This window comes from Ekhidna sp., from assembly GCF_965227465.1.
GTDB lineage: Bacteria > Bacteroidota > Bacteroidia > Cytophagales > Cyclobacteriaceae > Ekhidna.
This window is the reverse complement of the sequence record NZ_OZ245746.1, coordinates 763,081-781,626: the sequence shown is the minus strand read 5'-3', so window position 1 is coordinate 781,626 and position 18,546 is coordinate 763,081. Positions and strand designations below refer to the sequence as shown.

The window sequence follows — 18,546 nt, the reverse complement described above, 5'->3', positions numbered from 1 at the left end:
GTCAAGTTTAACTCAAAACAAAAAAAGAAGCTTTCTGTGTCGTTTAAGGTAGTATTCTAATAGTTTATCTATTCTATAAACTAAATAGCCCCACTAGGAAAATCTAAATAGAATCAGTGAAGGGGAAGTCCATTCTTCAAGCTTTTTCGCCTCTTTTTGACCCTTCCTCTTCTTAAGCTTCTTGAAGTATCCCCTGAACAAAAAGTGATGCTTCATGGCTTCCATATTTTCATTGAAGGACTCACTGGAGACATGATTGCATCGTTGTTTACACCACTAATTCAATATGATAATAGATGAAACTTAATGCTCGATCGCTGTAAACCTGCTCTTAATCAAAAATGTTTGTAGTGCTGATAAGTTTGTTCCGTGAATTTAAAATGGAAATAAAATAGGTCCGAAGGACACGAAATGAGGCGATGGATTTTTGTACATTTAAAGTGGTATACGCTACTATCCATGCTTGATTTTTATCATTTTGTAAAAGACAATCCTCAATTCAGGCAATTCAAAGTAGATGAATTTTTGTTTACTGCTTACGACTGTCCTCTGGAGGAATCACCATTAACCTACTGGGTTGATAAAAATTACTTCTGTTTTATTATTAAAGGAGGAGCCAAGTGGAAAACACCAAAAGAAGAGTTTCTTTTTAATGTTGGTGACGCTGTTTTTCTAAAAAAAGGTGCGCACCGGGTGTTAAAAATTCAAGAAGGTGAATTCTGTGCATTGCTCATTTTTATGCCTGATGAGTTCATAAGCACGGTTATAAAAACGGATATTGATGTGAAAGACAAATCACTCCAAAATCAGGCCATCGAATCAATTATCCCCATTTCTCTTGACCAAAGTCTTCTCGATTATTTCCATTCAGTATTGAATTACTTTTCACAATCTACTACGCCTTCCAAGAGTCTGCTCAAAGTCAAATTAAGAGAATTAGTCGTAAATATTGCCACAGGTAAAACCAATCCTGCATTAGCAGAGTGTTTTTCAAAAATCGCATACTGCACCAGAATTGACCTGAAAGCTGTCATGGAGGAGAACTTCACTTTTAACCTCAATTTGACTGACTTTGCCCGGTTAAGCGGTAGAAGTCTTGCAACCTTTCATCGTGATTTTGCCAAAAATTTTCAAACTTCTCCTGGTCAATGGCTCAAACAAAAGAGACTTGAATATGCGAAGCATTTGTTGGAAACCACAGATTTGAGTGTCAACGAAATCACCATGGAGATTGGCCTGGAGAACACCTCACACTTTATCAAAATTTTCAAGGAATGTTATAATGATTCCCCATTGAAATACAGAAAATCAGCTTTCGCCTGACATCCTCTTTTGAGATTCATAGCATATTTTTTGAGTCAGACTACAAATTCATTTTACTTCGGTCAAGGTACCTTAGATTGCTAAAATTCCTGACATGAAAGCGAACCTACTACTAACAACATGGCTAATTGTCCTTTTCGTACTACTATTTAGCTGCAAATCCGAATCCGGTTCACCAAATGATTATGACTCAACACCTCTTATCGCCTGGAATCAAAAAGTAATGGAAATGGCCATGTCAGAGGATGGCCTTCTCACACTCAAGGGAGTAAGAACTGAGGCCATGATGCATATCGCCATAAATGATGCGCTCAACAGCATAGAATCTGTTTACACATCTTATGTGTTCGCTGAGTCTTCTCCTAAAGCTAACCCACTAGCTGCTGTAGCTCAGGCGGCTTATGAAGTAGCTGCTAATCAATTTTCCGACAACACGGAGGAACTGAAAAACGAACTGAATCGATGGCTTGAATTAATAGAAGACGGCAAAGCGAAAGCGGAGGGCATAAGAATTGGAAAGGCATCCGCAATGGAAATACTCCGTATGCGATCCGAAGATGATTTCGCAGGAAAAGCAAGCTATGAGTGGCATCCCATGGCACCCGGCGTGTATGCAGAGTTTAATGAACATAGCGGTACACCCGAGGGATTTATCTTCGGTGCTGGATGGGCCAGGGCCAAACCTTTTATGCTGAAATCGCAGGATCAATTCAGGTCACCACCTCCACCTGATATCACAAGCGATGAATACACAAATGCTTTCAATGAAGTAAAAGCGTACGGGAAATTTGAAAGTGACGTACGGTCTGAAGATCAAACGCATTTAGCGATGTGGTGGAAAGATTTTGTAGAAAACTCTCACAACAGACTGGCACGAAAACTAGTCATCAAAGAAAACCTTAATTTATGGGAATCCGCAAGGCTGTTTGCCTTGCTTAATATGACTATTTACGATGCTTATGTGAATGTATTTGATAATAAGTTCCATTATAATCATTGGAGACCGTATACTGCCATTCGCTGGGCGGCTCATGATCAGAATAGTGACACAGAACCTGATACTACCTGGAACAATTTGCATAAACATACCTATGCATTTCCCTCTTATCCTTCCGCACATGGCACTGCCAGTACTGCTGCCATGACCGTACTTGCCAACACCTTGGGAACCGGAGACAAATATGCATTCACAATGACAACAGAGGAAGTGGATAAAGCAGGACCCTTTTCAGCGAAAATCAAAATGGATCCGCCTACTCGTTCATTCGATAGCTTTTCTGCCGCAGGATTGGAAGCATCTATGTCCAGGGTCTACCTTGGCATTCATTTTAGATACGACTCTGAAGAAGGTTACCAACTGGGCACAAAGATTGGTGAATATGCGAGTAAGGAGTTTGTTAAACCTTTAGAATAAAAAATAGCTTTCCGATGAGCGATGAGCATAGGGTATTTGACTTTTGTTTATGGTTTCATATGGTAAGCCAGAGTTTTTTAGGGTTATGAGTCCTTGTTGGAAGTGGGACTAAACGAGCAATGTCCTAGTGAGAATTCTAAATTACTAAATACTTAACATTTGTCTTACGGCATAACTACAAGAATCTTCGGCAAGGCCCCACATTCATCGAATAATATTATCATTTGATAATAAATGTAAAAACCCTTAGTCTTTTCTAGGTATTTTATCTATACCTTTATAGGCATAAACCGCATGTTAGCAATGAAGCATCTAGTTATCGCCTTAGCTTTTCTAGTTCTAACACCAGCTATTTCAAAGGACGCCCCATTTACTATTAAGGGGATTGTAAAAGACAAACAAACGGGTCAAACGATTCCGTTTGCTCATGTATTAGTAGGTGAGATCATCAACGTAACTAATATCGATGGGGAATTCATTATAAGCAGTGCCGATTTTGACAAGGAAGGGGTCAAATTGAAAGTTTCCTACATGGGATATGAAACCTACTCCACTCCTTTATCCAACTTAGACAATTATCACACAGTTTTTTTAGAGCCATCTGTAACGCAACTTGAGGATGTAGAGGTGCTATTCGGGCCATCTATTATGAGTGCGGTATTTGAGCGTTTCCACTTAAACTACGAAATGGAAAGACAGCACATGGTTGGCTATTATCAGGAGTCAATGTCGGACTGGGAAAAAACCTATTATGTAGCTGAGGGCATAATGGATATTTATGCGCCAAGCAACCTGGACAAAAACGCCTATCCGCTGGTAAACCCGCTCCGCACACGAAAGAAAGTATTTGAAAAAATTGATGCCATTGATGAAGTACTCGGCGGGAATGCCAGCGACATGGCACAATCATCTATCTGGAGAGACCAATCGTTCCTGAGTCCAAAGAATAGAAAGAATTATGAGTATTTCTACGCTGGCGCAACATCTATCGGAGGGCACGATGTGCTAATCGTGGATTTTGAGCCCAGTAATAAAAAAGGTAATACGAAGGGCAAGCTTTATATTGATGAAGAGAGCTATGCACTCCTAAAAATCCAATACGATCCCATCATTGATGATTTTTCATTTTGGGAATCGGTTACGTGGATAGAGGAATATGAACAGCAGGATGGGATTTTTAAATTGGTAAGTGTACTATTTAAAGGCACGAGCACCAATCATCAGTATGACTATCATGCTTTACTTGTGATTAACGAATCTAAGGTAATAGATGAATTACCCACCGACATTGCCATGATGGATGCATACGATTCATTTTTTGAAATGGCGCAAGAAGATTTCACTGATTCATTCTGGACTGGTTTCAATTTTATGAAGCTGGATAACAACGTTGCAAGGTTGTTAAACGCTGATGCCTCCCGCTATTAGCCGTTTGCTTTAAGGGTAGTTGTATTTCCCCTATTGATATAATTGTTTGAAAATAATAGTCGATGTACTCTTTTTTTCATGAATAGATCAGATTCAAAGTCTCGTTCGCACTTCAAAGACTATTCCAGTCATGAGAATCTCAGGCTCTCACCTGATATGCAACTTTGGTGAGGTTGGGTTTGGTCTCAGCGAGACGCTAAGACCAATGAAGATTTCTTTGAAATATAACGATCAGACCAATAGAGCTTCCAACTGATTACACGCCAACTCCCAACCTTCTGCCATGCCCATCTCAGCCATTTGCTTGAAGGCTTCTGCTGAAGCAAATGTGGTAATGGATGTAACGGTGGTCGATGATCCGTTTGAGTCAAATTTCACTGACATTTGCATCGGTGGAATGCCTGTTGATGCATTGCCATCTTCATCCACAAAATAGTCTTCTGCCTCCAGTCGCTCATGAGGCTCTATTTTCAGATAGTCCATTCGTCCACGGTGCACATCCCCTTCCGGTCCTACCATGTTATAAATCCAGTAGCCACCTTCCTTAAAATCCATCTCATCTATTTGACATGTGTATGGTTGTGGTGCCCACCACTGGCATAGGATTGCTGGATCACTCCAGGCTTTCCATACTTTTTCTACTGCCACATCAAAGGTGCGCACAGCAATCAACCGGTTATTTTCCAGGTCTTCGGTGAATGTAGTTTTGTTCATTGTTGTAGGTGTTTATTTAATACTTTTTAATAGGTCATCCAATTGATCAAATCGATCTCGCCAGAGCTGCTTAAAAGGCTCCAGCCATTCGATGATCTCCAATAGTTTTTCAGGTTTAATGTGACAGTATCGCTCTCGTCCTTCTTTCGAGATTGAGATCATGTCGCACTCCTCAAGCACTTTCACATGTAATGAAACCCCCTGACGTGAGATTGAAAACTGATCTGCAAGTGCATTCAGATTCTTCGGCTTTTCAATAAGAGTAGATAGTATCTCACGACGAGTGGGATCGGCAATGGCTTGAAAAATATCTCTACGCTGCTCCATAATATGCAAGTAAGTGCTTGCAAATATATATGCAAGTATTTACTTGCGCAAGTATTAAAAAGTATTGTGCCAAAAACTTTTTGTAACCATTTATTCGACAATTACGATTAATATATTAATTTCGGTTTTGTCGAATAAATAAAAAAAAGCATTAAAGAGTCCTTAAATGAGAAAAATTCCATTCATTCTTATACTAAATGTTATCATCGTTTTAACATCATGTGGGCAATCCTCTTCGGGCCTAGTATCAGGATTTGTTAACCATCAAGGCATCACTACACCAATGCATCAAGCGCATGTTGGTCGAATCGTATTTATGTCAAATACGCGTCGGCTTAAAGACTGTAATGAAAGTGATTTTCTATCCTCTTTTGAGATAAAAGAAAGTTGCAATTTAAATTTCACTGCGTTTCTGAGTAATTCTCTGACTAATTACTTGCATGAATTAGACACTACATTAACTGCTGAAGAACTAATACAAAAAGGGAATTTCCAGTTTTCATTCATTGTAGATGATAGCTTATTATATACAGAAAATCTCAATTTAGGTGCAGGGCTTCCGGCGCAAAAAAACGAAAATACAATCCTTCGTAAACCATTTTTAAGTAGCACCAATATTGATTCCTGGGGTCGGTTTTTATGGATGCGGTTTTATTATAGAAATGGTGGTGAAGCAGCATTGGAAACAGGCATTCACACTCTTAAAATCGAAATACGACCATACCTGAAAAATGGTGAAATTATCGTTGGTGATATTATTGCTGAAGGGGAAATCAACTTAAAAATGGCTGAGTTAGAGAAGGTACCAGAAGAGCAAATAGCCATTCAGCCAATTAAAGAAGTGAGTGGTTGGGAGTTATCAAAAGATGGTTATTATGAAGAAAAGATTAGGGGGCTCAATGAAAAAATTGCTCAAAATAGATTTAAAAACATTACTAGTGTTGTAGTTATCAAGAATGGTAAACTTCTAATTGAAGAATATTTTAATGGTGCTACTAGAAACACATTACATGATACACGTTCAGTGGGGAAATCATTCGCATCTACCCTGACAGGCATTGCCATTGAAGAAGGACATCTGAAAAATACCGATCAAACACTTAGCGAATTTTATGACCTCACCCAATTTGCTAATTATTCAACTAAAAAGGATAGTGTAACACTACAAAGCCTCTTAACTATGAGCTCGGGCTTTGATGGTTCCGACAATATGTTCAATTCACCAGGGAGTGAAGATGAAATGCAACTTACCGACAATTGGGTGAAATTCGCTTTAGATCTATCCATGGATAACACAAGAAAGGTTGGCGAGGTATGGGATTATTTCACAGCAGGTGTTTTGGTTCTGGGCGATATTATAGACAAATCTGTCCCGGGAGGATTAGAAAAATATGCAGATGAAATGCTATTTCAACCTTTGGATATCTCTAATTATAAATGGTTTTATACTCCACAAAACATACCGTATACTGGAGGAGGTTTAGAAATGAATTCCTTAGATTTTGCGAAGTATGGCCAACTCTATAAAAACAAAGGGGTTTGGAATGGAAAGCAGATTTTGTCGTCAGATTGGGCAACTAAGACCATGATCAATTATTTTGAAGGGAAGCCCAATCAAACTGCTTATGGCTACTTATTCTGGAATCAGGAATTTTCTGTTGGTGACAAAAAATATGAAGCTTTTTTATGCAGTGGCAATGGAGGAAATAAAATTATTGTTTTTAAAGATCAGCCTTTGGTTGTTGTTATAACAGCTACAGCTTATGGTCAGCCATATGGTCATTCACAGGTTGATCAAATGATGCAGGACTATATCTTACCAGCAGTAATAGAGTAATAGAGCAATAAAATCAATACTATGAAAAAATGGATTCTAATATCATCTCTATTCTTCCTTACAGGATTAAGTGGCAAAGCGCAATCTTCAAATGAGTCAGGTATGAATCTTTCTACAGTTACATTGGAAGAAGCCGGATTTAATAGGGATTCCATCGAAACACTCATCGACCTCATTTATGAAACACCTCATAAAGATTTCAGGGGGCTGGTGGTCATCAAAGACAATAAACTGGTCATACAGGAACACTTCAACACCTACATGTGGAATACCATTCATGATATTCGCTCAGCAGGAAAGAGTGTAACCGCTTTGCTGTTGGGAGTGGCAATGCAAGAAGGTCTCATCCAAAATTTAAACCAAAATGTGCATTCCCTTTTTTCTGAAGCTCAAAATCCCTCCATCAATGAAGAATACAAAAAAATCAGGCTCAGAGATCTTCTAGATATGTCTTCCGGGCTGGATGCGGACTCGGATGATTGGCGAACGCCCGGACAAGCCAGCAACTGGATTTCATTGGATGATTGGAAGGAATATGTACTAAACATACCCCTCAAATCTAAACCAGGTGAAAATTTTGTGTATGCAGACATTCATCCTCTTCTCATTGGTTTGGCTATCGAAGAAGCTTCAGGAATGAGCTTGAAGGACTATGCACAGAAAAAGCTATTTGAGCCACTTGGGGTCAACCAAGTGTACTGGTTTACTAATGCTTCAAACCAAACTGGGGCAGCAGGTAACCTGTACCTGACCACACTGGATTTTGCTAAACTCGGTTTGCTTGTAACTAATGAAGGTAAATGGAACAATCAACAAATCATCCATCCTGATTACATTGAATCGCTGATCAACACCAAAAGGCCTCTGCCTGAAAGCTGGTCAGGATTTGCCGATGCATATGGAATGTTTTGGTACAAGTCCACTAAAACATTCGCAGGTAAAGAAATAGACTACTTGTTTGCCTCCGGATTTGGTGGTAATCACCTGGTTGTGATACCGGAAAAAGAAATTGTAATAGCAGTTACTTCCAGCGCCTATGGGGCACCTTATTCGCATGGCCGGTCATTCGCCATCACTTATAAAGTGCTAAATGCGCTGAAATAATCAACGAAAAAATTAAGAAACTGAATTAATTGATATGAAAGGAACAAATCTTGGAGAGCTGGAAGAGATCGTATTGCTGGTGGTAGCAAACCTCTTCGATAATGCATATGGCATCCTGATCAAACAGGAGATTGAAGAGAAATGCAACAGGACTATTACGATCAGCACCGTGCACAATGTACTGCAACGACTCAGCGAAAAGGACTATTTGGAGTCACGGTACAGTGATCCTACACCGGAACGTGGCGGTAAGCGAAAATTATTGTTTCGTGTAACTAAGGCCGGGCAAGCAGCGCTCAAGACGTCACGATCCATGCGTGAAAATTTATGGTCAGGAATACCTAAAGTCGCATTTGAACAATGAAAGCAGCTCCTCCCAAATTATTAATTACTCTCCTTTCCAAGTACTGTAATCCGGTATTGTGGGAATCTATTGAAGGAGATTTGATGGAGCAGTTCCAGCTGGATTTAAAGCAAAAAGGAAAACAAAAGGCCCGGATCAACTACTTCTTCAACGCATTGGCATTTCTTCGATATCACCGACTCAGAAAAAGGCAACACTCAAAAACTCTTAATCACATGGCACTTATTCAAAACTACCTGAAGGTCTCTTACAGGGATCTCAAACGCAACAAGACATTCACAGGCATCAACCTTTTTGGACTCATCGCAGGAATGACTGTATCTCTCCTAATGTTTCAATACGTTCTCTTTGAGACCAGCTTTGACGGCTTCAATGCAGATGCCGATCGGATGTATCGGGTTATTAATGATCGCTATCAAAATGGTGAACTAGTTCAGCATGGGGCTATCACCTATCCGACTATTGGGCCTACCATGAAAGCGGACTTCCCTGAGATTGAGTCCTATACTCGTATGACCTACAGTGGATCAAACTTCATCAGCTATAATGAAGAAATCTATCGAACGGGTGATTACCTGATTGCAGACGAGCATTTCCTTTCCTTCTTCGATTATGAATTGATTAAAGCTGACAAAGCTGAATGTCTGGACGCTCCGTTCAAAATAGTGCTAACCAAAACGTTTGCAGAAAAACTCATCAGAAAAGGTGAAGAGGTAACTGATCTGATTGGGAAACCTCTCCATTTCAACCTTCCCACTCCTTTCATGATTTCCGGAATCATGGAGGATCCTCCTAAGAATTCTCATTTGCAATTTGGCTTCATTACTTCGTATAAATCTTTCATCGCCATTGTTGGCGAAGGTGCTGACACCAGCTGGGAGTGGTCTGATTTCTATCATTACGTGAAGCTCAAAGAGGGAGTGAATCAGGCGAGTCTGAATAGTAAGCTGGCTGATTTCGGGACACGATACTTTAAAGATGGAGAGGTTTCTGGTGGTGAAGAAAAGTTCTCATTACAGCCATTAAATGAGATTCATTTTAATGACACCATGGAATACGAAATGGGTTTGGTGACTGATGGAAATACGGTTTGGCTTATGCTTTACATCGCCATATTCATTATCGTTATCGCATGGATCAATTACATCAACTTAAACACCAGTCGGGCGATTCAGCGGGCCAAAGAAGTGGGCATTCGCAAATCTGTAGGCGCACAAAAAAGTCAGATTATCCGACAATCTTTTATTGAGACATTACTCCTAAACGTTATAGCGCTTGTACTATCTATTGGGTTGGTGATTTTATTACAACCCATCTTTAACAACCTGACAGGTTTGGATTTAAGCATATTTATCATCTTAGAATCCAGCATTTGGGGCATTCCATTTCCATTACTCCTTTTCTTCACCTTCTTGATCTCACTGGCATTTGTAGCATTGTATCCGGCATTGCTGGTTACCCGATTTAGCACGCAGGATGTATTGAAAGGCAGCTTCAGGCTAAAAGGTGAAATTGCCTGGCTGAGAAAAGGGATGGTGATTTTTCAATTTTCAATCGCTGTAGTTCTTATTACAGCCACCATTGCCATTGCAAAACAAATCGACTTCATGGTTAACCAGGATCTAGGTGTGGATGTGGATAACACCATGGTGGTTTACGGTCCGGTCATGACGGAATGGGACAGTACGTTTATCAATAAAATTGATCAGTTTAAGAATGACTTGAGCTCATTGTCAGGTGTTGAAATAGCCACGATCTCGAATCGCGTGCCAGGTTCTAATATGGGAAGGGTATTTCAGATTACTTCAAGCGCGGACCCTGAAGCTCAAAATTTGACTTCCAATTTCATGAATGTGGATCATGAGTTTTCTGAGTTATACAATGTGGAGTTGGTAGCTGGGAGAGATTTTGGATTCACTGACCATGATTTTGATGGTGACAAAGTGAAGAATATCATTATCAATGAATCTGCCGTTTCATTGCTGAAGTTCAAAACCCCTGAAGAAGCGATTGGCAGATCCATCAACTTTTATGATAAAGACTGGACCATCATTGGAGTCATCAAGGATTTTCATCAGGTATCGCTTCATAATAAGATCGAACCCATTTTGTTGATACCCTACTACGACACGGGCAACAACTTCTCTGTCAAATTTTCATCACAGCCCAATCCTGCATTGATAGAAGCTGTGGAAAAGAAATACCATCAGTACTTTCCAGGTAATTATTTCGACTATTACTTTTTGGAAGATGAAATCAAATCCCTTTACAACAATGATGTTCGAGTAAGTAAGATTTCAAATGTTTTTGCAGCCTTATCAATCATCATCGCAATTTTGGGATTGTATGGATTGGTGATGATTACGCTGGTTCGTAAGACAAAGGAAATAGGAATTCGAAAAGTACTGGGCGCCAACTTATGTCAGCTATTGGCGATAATTAGTAAAGAGTTTTTATCACTTGTGCTCGTTGCTATTTTGGTAGGTGCTCCAATCAGTTACTTTGCCTTAATGGAATGGAAAGCCGGGTTCGCTTATTCCATTAATATTGGTTTTGGAATTATTCTTTTGTCCGCTTTAGTGCTGCTTTTGATTTCGGTTATCACAATTGGATTTCAAACTAAAAGAATTACAAAAAATAATCCTGTGGAATCGTTAAGGTGGGAGTAAACGAAATCAATTGGGGGGAAGCTATTTATAAAGAACCTCTCTCCCAGGCTGAAGTACAACATGTCCCGTTTCAAAAGCTGTTTGAGATTTTACTTAACTCCGTTTCTTGGACCTTCCCTTTCTCACAAAAAATAAGTACCTTCAGAAAAGTAATTAACAACTTAATCCGTTATGAAAAAGTACAAACCATCGTATTTCTTGGTAATAGCTGTAATATTATTCGCTGGAGTTGTGTCCTGTAACGGTGACGTTCAGGAATGTTATGATGACTGGAAAGCCTGTCAGGGAGAGTGTCCGGAAGTAAATTATGAACAATATCATCGATGTGTGGCTGGATGCGGCAATATCTTGTCTCCTGGCTACCAGGATTGTTTCAATAACTGCAGGACCAATTATATAAGCAGCATCCGAACTCGTGATAGCTGCCTTAGCGCTTGTGATGATCAAGTAAGATCCTGTCTTGGCGTAGAAGAATGATTTATAACCTAAACATTATACCTTATGAAATCAAAAAAAACAATTATCCTTTCCTTATTTCTAGTCATGATTATGCTCGGAACTTCTTGCAATCAGGATTTTAAAGATTGTGTGGATGAATGGACAGAATGTAAGGAAAATTGCCCCGAAGTGGATGCTGAAGCCTGGCAGGAATGCCTTTCGGGATGTAGCGACCTATTACCGGATGACCGGACCGACAAAGATGCCATGGAGGCATTTAATAACTGTCTGAGAGCCTGTGGCAATCCTTACACAGAGCGCCAGAATTGCCTCGATACTTGTGACGAGGGATTAAGGTCCTGTCTGGGAGTGGAAGAAGAATGATACTTTATCCACCAGGTCTTCTATCTATAGAAGACCTGGTGGCTTTGAACTAGTGATTATTTATAAAGAACCTCTCTTCCATCTTGCAGCACTACATGTCCCGTTTCCAAAAGCTGTTTGAGCTTTGCAAGATTCTGCTTAACTCCGTTTCTTGGACCTTTAAGGATCAACGAAGAAAGGAACTTTGGTAGCGGAACTTTGAAATCGATCTGATCGTAAATGATTGTTTGTTTTTCATTTCCTTTGAATATAAGCTCACGCCTGACTTTAAGTCTTTGACCCGGTATGGACTGAATAACCAAACGTTTATTCACTTTAAATACTACGACTCCAAATTTTTGCTCATCGCTTTTCCTGGTTTGTAAATATTCAGCTCCCACACCCTCTATTTCGTTGGTTTTTTCAACGCTCATGACATAATAATTCCATTTGGGATTGTTGCGCTGATCGCTAACGAATGCAAAAACTTCCGAAAGAGGCTTGTCTATCGATATGGTATTGGAAATACTCAGCATGCAATAGTGTTAAGCAGGTGAAGATTTGGGAAGCACTTTACGAATCAGGAATGTTCCGATCGGAAAATGTTTGACACTATAGATATAGGCATCTCGCTCAGAGCCAAAGGAGTCCGCAACTTGTTCATCATGAATGACAATGTATTGGCCCTTGTATCTCTCAATCAGCTCTTGCTCATTGTGAAGATAAAATCTGTGCTGTTTGTCCAGGAGTTCTCCCATTGAGCACTCAAGTTACCACATTATGCATTGGGCACAATCAATTAACCGAAAGGAAGAGAAAAAGATATGACCTTCAGTTTGAGTCCAACTTGATCAACTCAACCCGTTGATTTCTTTTTCGATCCTCCCCTTTGGTGTTACTATAAAGAGGTTCGGTAGCTCCCAAGCATATATTCTCATAATCCAGGAAATTATGTGCTCATGCAGGTTTACCCTAATTAGTCGATTCTTGTCCAATTATCTTCATTAACTACTTTCCATTCAGTTTCACCAGGCATTTTTAAATAGGTGATTGTTGTAAAGTGATCATTGTCAATCTTATTGGCAACATCTTTAATTTGGATTTTCCCATTTGGACTATTTGATGAATAGTGAGTTGTGATGATCTTATTATCTAATTTTAGGTATCCTGAAGCAATTCTTCCATCAGGACTAAATCCATTATAAAGAAACTTTTCTTCAACTATATTCCAGTATTTAAAGCCTTCCCAAAAAGTTCTAACCTCCCCATCACTGTACACACCAGTTATATGCATTTTAATAATGGTATTTTTACGATCAAACCACTTTAACTCATAGTTAAACTGATAGGTTCTACCATCATTGGCTTCTTGAACTTCATCATCCTGCCATTTGCCAATTTGATATTCAATCTGATCAGTAGAGCTATTCAGATTCTGCGCTGTAAGCATGCTTGAACAAATAATCAATAATGTATACGTACCATATTTTTTCATTCGGATAAGTAGTTTAAGATTGAATTTCCTAATCAATCTATGATGGTAATAATGTAATTTAATTGGCTTGTTAAGATTTAAAATATCATTTATTCTAAATCAGAAAATGATTATGCTGATTCATAAAATTCTGATGTGTATCTGAAACTACAACATGTGAAAATCATTCATTAAGCCAAACTGTAAAATCATTATCTTCTATTTTCGCATACAAAAGGCTTGAAAAAGGAATTTTACTTTCATATCCTGTTTTGGATCTGTTACTCGGCTTTATTCACCTTTGTCGAGGGGGGCTACTCGAATAAGTTCAAGGAAGCATTTTATATTGAGTTAGGTTTTTTACCATTTAGATTAGCTGTTTTTTACTTCAATTATTTCTGGCTCATCCCCAGGACTCTTCTTAAAAAAAAAGTCTCTGCATACATCATCTTCACCACAATTAGCATCATCATCGCTGCATTTCTTCACCGAATGCTTATGTACAATTATTTGGATTCAATTTTATTTCCCGCCTGGGATCATGGAGATTTTTGGCAAGTATATAGGTTCCTGCAATCTGCCATGATCATCCTATCACCTATGTTCTTTTTGATTGGGCTGGTGATTATGAATCGATGGATTAGCTCCGAAAGAAGAGCTGAAATGCTGGAGGGCGAAAAATTAAAGGCAGAGCTTAGCTATCTGCGCTCGCAAATCAATCCACATTTCTTTTTTAACACACTTAACACCTTGTATGGATTGGCTTTAAAAAAGTCTGATGAAACACCCTCGGTTGTTATGAAGCTGTCAGAACTTATGAGTTATGTTTTATATGACTCAGACAAAGATTTCGTTACTCTATCGAAGGAAATAGAACAAATTGAACGATACATTGCCCTTGAGCAAATTAGGTATAAGCATAGGTTTACAGTGACAATGGATGTGTCCGGCGACATTGAGGACTTCTACATCCCTCCATTAATATTGCTACCATTTGTCGAGAATAGTTTTAAACATGGGATCAATAAAAGCTCAAAGGATGGTTGGATTGCAATTAGCATCCAGGCTGACTCGGCAGAGTTACATTTTACAATCAAAAACCGTGTCTTTGATATTGAAAAAATAAATGATGATGGGCGAAATGGATTAGGGATCAAAAATGTCCAAAAACGTCTGAATCTACTATATCCTGAAGATCGATATCAACTAACTTGTGAAAAGTCAGAAGATGTTTTTAGTGTGGATTTGAGAATAAGGAAGTAATGAAACTCCAATGTCTAATCATAGATGATGAGCCAATAGCTCAAGAGATAATCGAAAAATACCTTGAACCATTTAATCAGGTTCAAATTGTGGGCAAATGCCATAACGCAATTGAGGCCAATCAATTATTGCAAGACCATCCAATTGATTTGATTTTTTTAGATATTGAAATGCCACATGTAAATGGTATTTCGTTTGCCAAAAGCCTGGAACACCCACCTAAGATCATTATCACAACCGCCTATAGAGAATATGCCATTGATGGGTTTGAATTGAATGTCGTTGATTACCTCCTTAAACCTATTTCACAGGAACGTTTTCTTAAAGCTCTGAATCGAGTGATGGCTCTGCCGGTGAATACGATCCAATCAAAGCCTTATATCTATCTCAGAGTTGATATGAAGATGGTTCAGGTCTATCTGGACGAAATAGTGTATATCCAGGGGCTGAGCAATTATGTGCGCGTGTTTTGTAAAGACCGTACACTCATTACTTATCAGAAATTAAGTTATCTGGAAGATGTTCTACCTGCTGAGCTTTTCATCCGATCTCATCGCTCATATATCGTTAATATTTCAAAAATTAAATCTTACACCGGTCAAGATCTGGATGTAGGATCAACATCAATTCCAATTGGGGGCAATCACAAGGATGCAGTTTTAAAAATTCTGAAAAGCTATAATGCTTAAATAAACCTCAATTATTCATTTTCAAGATCAATCACGACTAGATCTGATACTCCTTTAACGTATCTGTCAAGTAGAATTTTCTTTCCATCGTAAGAAAAGGTAGGGATATTAAAACCGATACTTCTGCCTTCTGCCTGGGTTATTTTCCTTAATCCAGTTCCATCCGGTTTAATCAGAAACACATTAAATGAGCCCTCTCTACGAGAGCCAAAAGCAATGAAATCTCCGGAGGGATTCCAATGAGGATTGGAATCATAAGCAGGATCATTGGTGATGTTCTTCATTTCACCAGTAGTTAAATTTTTTATAAATATCTCAAAGTTCTTTGCTCCCGTTGAATCGATTCTTACCTCTTTTCTCCAGACCAAATGCGTATTGTCACTACTAAGAGAAGGATACATATCCCAATAACTGGAATTGGTCAATCGATTGATTTCTTTTGTCTTAGTGTTTAAGGAATATATTTCATAGTTCTGCTCCTCTGCGGTTAAATCATTTTCATCTCTATTTCCATCAAATACAATCAATGATCCGTCGGAGGAATATGCTGGATGCTGCTCCCGATATTTTGGCGTATTAGTTAAGTTCTTTTCATCTGTCCCATCTTTTTTAATCACAAATAGATCCCTATTGCCAAGTGTATCCTCTCTTTGAAAAACTATCCATTCCCCATCTGGTGACCATCTAGGGTGACTATCCTCATCATCATTATTCGTAATCGGTATAATTTCTTTTGTAGACAAATCAATGATTGCCAGATCTCTGTCAAAACCTTGCCCGGTTGAGAACACTATTTTTTGATTGTCCGGTGACAAAGACGGGTGCCTATCACTGGAAGTAATTATAGCTGTCATTGTTGGGAAATCCTGACTTAAAGCACTCCGAGATACCAAAGTTAATAGTGCTAGTAAATATGCTATTCCTATGGTGGTATGTTTTATCATTTTGCTCGTATCCATTTACTGGGAGCTGATTTTATCCATTTTTGCTGCTCATCATCGAAATTTTCGCTTATCGAGATCATCATATTTTTATTGGTCATTTTATGAGTACTTCTATGTCTACCTTTCTCACCGTTAGAATAATTAAAATTGATTTCTTCACTTCGCCAATTACTTTCAGAGTAGGTTGCGTTCCCAATCCCATAATGACCAGATGGTGATCGCTGCACTTGTCGGGTGAATCCACCATTTAGATCAGCAAACTCCCAAAAATCCCAAAAAACGATCGAGTCATTACTATTTGTCACTCCCAGAATCTGGCCTCTAACGCTGACTGAATCTTGTAACTTAAACTTCAGAATAAATTGAGAAAATGTTTTGGGGTCATTTTGGTCAAAATCACTCAATTTATTCACCCAAATACCGCTTCCAGCCGTTATATTTTGATAAAAATCTTTAATGGTTCGGAGCTTACGCTTTAACTCGGTGGTTTCATTCAATTCCTGAGCACAAACAATATTGCAGCATGAAAGAACCATCAGCAATAGCATGAATGAATATCTAATCATTGTCAAAAAACTTAGATTCTAGTTGCTGTAAGTATTGGATTTGGCTCATGAATGGTCACAGCAATCGCTTTGTCTCCTTCCACCTTAAATTTAATTTTCACAGAAGGAGCTCCATCAGGTGTAAACATGTGATCTCCTACCCGATTCAATGATCTGCCGAAAGTACCTTTTCGTCCAAACTGTAATAGTTTTCTCATATTTAAATCAGCATAGAATACTTCATCATCTGCCGGACCCCATCGATATTCTCCGAAATACACCTTTTGTTCTTCTAAAGTCAAGCCCAGATCCAAAGCAGGTTGATGCGAGCCTTCCACTGTCTTTAGATATGCAATCATTTCATTGGCAATCGATTTGTCTTTAGCAGAAATATTTCGATCCCATAACCCACTTCTAGCATGTTCCATCAAGGTAATGCCGTGAGGCCCGTGTATCCTTTCAATTCCCGGAGTAGCAGCAATCATTGCTTTTACCGCGTCTATTTCTCCAAGGGTTGCATAAGTGAAAATATCTGGCCTTGCACCCTTTTGTATAAGATACCTTATGATCTCCTTTTGACCCATATGAGCTGCAGCTCCAATGGCTGATTCAAAATCCCCAAACCCCCAATCCCATGAAGCTTTTGCCAACTCCGGACGTTTTTCAACCAGTTCTTTTACTTTATCAAACCTACCGTGGGATGCACCGACAACCCCAGCCACAGATTCATCATCTAAGGCCGGGTATCGGTAGAAGAGAGCATCTTCATTACTTTTTTTCTTGCGTGAGGCTGATTCAATTGAGTCATTTGCAAAGCCAGGAAACGAAACAGCTAATAAGCCAAATGCCGAACTTTTAAAAAATGCTCTTCTTGAAGATTTATTGTGAATAGTCATGATCTCTGATTTTCAATTGATTTCCATTATTTCTTTCGTACAGCGCTGGATCCACCCGGTGTTCCCGCCTCTATCCATTTCCCATCAATGTATGTTTCAGTTACCCAGTCAATAGTATCTTTCGAAAATGGTATAAATGTTTCACGATATAATCTTGACCATCCGGGTTCGTCAGGATTTGGTATTGTTTTATCACCCTCAACATATCTGACGGTATACAACCTTTGAAGAGAACCATTATCTAGTGGGATATATTCGCCTTCAAAGAGTAAATCCCCCTCATATTGATATTCTAACCATGTGATACTTTTAGTAGTTGGATTAACAGTTATAATGCCTTCAGAAAAGGGAATCTTCTTATTAACTGATACAATCCCAGTCGATGAATGAATGAGTTTCTTTTGTTTACCCCAACTAAAATTGATGACTTGTAAATCTGCAAGTATTGGATTCCTCAATACTCCAGGATGATCTGAAGGAAGTAACCATACCCCCATGTAGTAATCAAAAACTTGTAACGGACTGTCTTTCGCTGACTCCTGTGAATAGGATAACATACATGACAGGGTTATTGTTAAGTTGAGGAAAAACTTATGTTTTGGTAGAGCGATTGACACTTTCATATTCTTGAATTTACAGATAAGCAACGGAAAGATGTCCCAGATATAAATACACATTATTTCAAATAGCTACTTTACTATTTAAATTGAATGATTGCTTATGCAAGTCTTGTGCAGATCGATCATTAGGATTG

The 18,546-nt window shown here is 38.8% G+C and carries 20 protein-coding genes; 11 read left to right on the top strand and 9 right to left on the bottom strand.

What is annotated here, in order from left to right:
- Nucleotides 1–411: 411 nt before the first annotated feature.
- The 3 genes from ACO05G_RS03625 to ACO05G_RS03615 all read left to right on the top strand — a co-directional run bounded on the left by ACO05G_RS03625 (nucleotide 412) and on the right by ACO05G_RS03615 (nucleotide 4,165).
- Nucleotides 412–1,323 carry a helix-turn-helix domain-containing protein gene (locus ACO05G_RS03625; RefSeq protein WP_421764735.1) on the top strand — a complete coding sequence of 304 codons (912 nt, stop codon included), beginning with the start codon at nucleotides 412–414 and terminating at the stop codon, nucleotides 1,321–1,323.
- A gap of 94 nt (nucleotides 1,324–1,417) precedes the next feature.
- On the top strand, nucleotides 1,418–2,737 hold the full coding sequence (locus ACO05G_RS03620; RefSeq protein WP_421764734.1) for a vanadium-dependent haloperoxidase: 1,320 nt from the start codon (nucleotides 1,418–1,420) through the stop codon (nucleotides 2,735–2,737).
- Nucleotides 2,738–3,040: 303 nt separating this feature from the next.
- Nucleotides 3,041–4,165 carry a carboxypeptidase-like regulatory domain-containing protein gene (locus ACO05G_RS03615; protein ID WP_421764733.1) on the top strand — a complete coding sequence of 375 codons (1,125 nt, stop codon included), beginning with the start codon at nucleotides 3,041–3,043 and terminating at the stop codon, nucleotides 4,163–4,165.
- 231 nt (nucleotides 4,166–4,396) lie between these two features.
- On the opposite strand, the gene ACO05G_RS03610 is transcribed toward ACO05G_RS03615, so the two are convergent.
- Complete coding sequence (locus tag ACO05G_RS03610; RefSeq protein WP_421764732.1) at nucleotides 4,397–4,879, bottom strand: SRPBCC family protein; 483 nt, start codon at nucleotides 4,877–4,879, stop codon at nucleotides 4,397–4,399.
- A gap of 12 nt (nucleotides 4,880–4,891) precedes the next feature.
- Nucleotides 4,892–5,206: an ArsR/SmtB family transcription factor gene (locus ACO05G_RS03605; protein WP_421764731.1), complete on the bottom strand. Its 315-nt coding sequence runs from the start codon at nucleotides 5,204–5,206 to the stop codon at nucleotides 4,892–4,894.
- A gap of 166 nt (nucleotides 5,207–5,372) precedes the next feature.
- On the opposite strand from ACO05G_RS03605, the gene ACO05G_RS03600 reads away from it, so the two are divergent.
- From ACO05G_RS03600 to ACO05G_RS03575, 6 genes are all read left to right on the top strand, one after another.
- The gene (locus ACO05G_RS03600) at nucleotides 5,373–7,043 is read left to right on the top strand and encodes a serine hydrolase domain-containing protein (protein ID WP_421764730.1); all 1,671 of its coding nucleotides are present in this window, start codon (nucleotides 5,373–5,375) and stop codon (nucleotides 7,041–7,043) included.
- A gap of 21 nt (nucleotides 7,044–7,064) precedes the next feature.
- Nucleotides 7,065–8,147 carry a serine hydrolase domain-containing protein gene (locus tag ACO05G_RS03595; protein ID WP_421764729.1) on the top strand — a complete coding sequence of 361 codons (1,083 nt, stop codon included), beginning with the start codon at nucleotides 7,065–7,067 and terminating at the stop codon, nucleotides 8,145–8,147.
- A 34-nt stretch (nucleotides 8,148–8,181) separates the two neighbouring features.
- Nucleotides 8,182–8,511, top strand: coding sequence for a PadR family transcriptional regulator (locus ACO05G_RS03590; RefSeq protein ID WP_348284719.1), 330 nt, complete (start codon nucleotides 8,182–8,184; stop codon nucleotides 8,509–8,511).
- Complete coding sequence (locus ACO05G_RS03585; RefSeq protein WP_421764728.1) at nucleotides 8,508–11,180, top strand: ABC transporter permease; 2,673 nt, start codon at nucleotides 8,508–8,510, stop codon at nucleotides 11,178–11,180. The genes ACO05G_RS03590 and ACO05G_RS03585 overlap by 4 nt, the downstream gene beginning before the upstream one ends.
- Before the next feature lie 171 nt (nucleotides 11,181–11,351).
- Nucleotides 11,352–11,657, top strand: coding sequence for a hypothetical protein (locus ACO05G_RS03580; RefSeq protein WP_421764727.1), 306 nt, complete (start codon nucleotides 11,352–11,354; stop codon nucleotides 11,655–11,657).
- A gap of 24 nt (nucleotides 11,658–11,681) precedes the next feature.
- Entirely contained in the window at nucleotides 11,682–12,002 is a 321-nt protein-coding gene (locus ACO05G_RS03575) for a hypothetical protein (protein ID WP_421764726.1), read from the top strand.
- Nucleotides 12,003–12,058: 56 nt separating this feature from the next.
- On the opposite strand, the gene ACO05G_RS03570 is transcribed toward ACO05G_RS03575, so the two are convergent.
- From ACO05G_RS03570 to ACO05G_RS03560, 3 genes are all read right to left on the bottom strand, one after another.
- Nucleotides 12,059–12,517, bottom strand: coding sequence for a hypothetical protein (locus ACO05G_RS03570; RefSeq protein ID WP_421764725.1), 459 nt, complete (start codon nucleotides 12,515–12,517; stop codon nucleotides 12,059–12,061).
- A gap of 9 nt (nucleotides 12,518–12,526) precedes the next feature.
- The gene (locus ACO05G_RS03565; protein ID WP_421764724.1) at nucleotides 12,527–12,739 is read right to left on the bottom strand and encodes a hypothetical protein; all 213 of its coding nucleotides are present in this window, start codon (nucleotides 12,737–12,739) and stop codon (nucleotides 12,527–12,529) included.
- 218 nt (nucleotides 12,740–12,957) lie between these two features.
- Nucleotides 12,958–13,476, bottom strand: a complete 519-nt coding sequence (locus ACO05G_RS03560; RefSeq protein ID WP_421764723.1) for a hypothetical protein — start codon at nucleotides 13,474–13,476, stop codon at nucleotides 12,958–12,960.
- 219 nt (nucleotides 13,477–13,695) lie between these two features.
- Between ACO05G_RS03560 and ACO05G_RS03555 the strand changes: the two genes are divergently transcribed.
- Together ACO05G_RS03555 and ACO05G_RS03550 are read left to right on the top strand one after the other, a co-directional pair.
- Nucleotides 13,696–14,718 carry a sensor histidine kinase gene (locus tag ACO05G_RS03555; protein WP_421764722.1) on the top strand — a complete coding sequence of 341 codons (1,023 nt, stop codon included), beginning with the start codon at nucleotides 13,696–13,698 and terminating at the stop codon, nucleotides 14,716–14,718.
- On the top strand, nucleotides 14,718–15,407 hold the full coding sequence (locus tag ACO05G_RS03550) for a LytR/AlgR family response regulator transcription factor (protein ID WP_421764721.1): 690 nt from the start codon (nucleotides 14,718–14,720) through the stop codon (nucleotides 15,405–15,407). Before ACO05G_RS03555 ends, ACO05G_RS03550 begins: the two co-directional genes overlap by 1 nt.
- A gap of 11 nt (nucleotides 15,408–15,418) precedes the next feature.
- Here the strand turns inward: ACO05G_RS03550 and ACO05G_RS03545 are convergent, their stop codons facing one another.
- The 4 genes from ACO05G_RS03545 to ACO05G_RS03530 are packed head-to-tail and all read right to left on the bottom strand — an operon-like array spanning nucleotide 15,419 to nucleotide 18,349.
- The gene (locus tag ACO05G_RS03545) at nucleotides 15,419–16,366 is read right to left on the bottom strand and encodes a TolB family protein (protein WP_421764720.1); all 948 of its coding nucleotides are present in this window, start codon (nucleotides 16,364–16,366) and stop codon (nucleotides 15,419–15,421) included.
- Nucleotides 16,348–16,917: a hypothetical protein gene (locus tag ACO05G_RS03540; protein WP_421764719.1), complete on the bottom strand. Its 570-nt coding sequence runs from the start codon at nucleotides 16,915–16,917 to the stop codon at nucleotides 16,348–16,350. The genes ACO05G_RS03545 and ACO05G_RS03540 overlap by 19 nt, the downstream gene beginning before the upstream one ends.
- 11 nt (nucleotides 16,918–16,928) lie before the next feature.
- Nucleotides 16,929–17,792: a hypothetical protein gene (locus tag ACO05G_RS03535; RefSeq protein WP_421764718.1), complete on the bottom strand. Its 864-nt coding sequence runs from the start codon at nucleotides 17,790–17,792 to the stop codon at nucleotides 16,929–16,931.
- 26 nt (nucleotides 17,793–17,818) lie between these two features.
- The gene (locus ACO05G_RS03530) at nucleotides 17,819–18,349 is read right to left on the bottom strand and encodes a hypothetical protein (protein WP_421764717.1); all 531 of its coding nucleotides are present in this window, start codon (nucleotides 18,347–18,349) and stop codon (nucleotides 17,819–17,821) included.
- Nucleotides 18,350–18,546 lie beyond the last annotated feature (197 nt).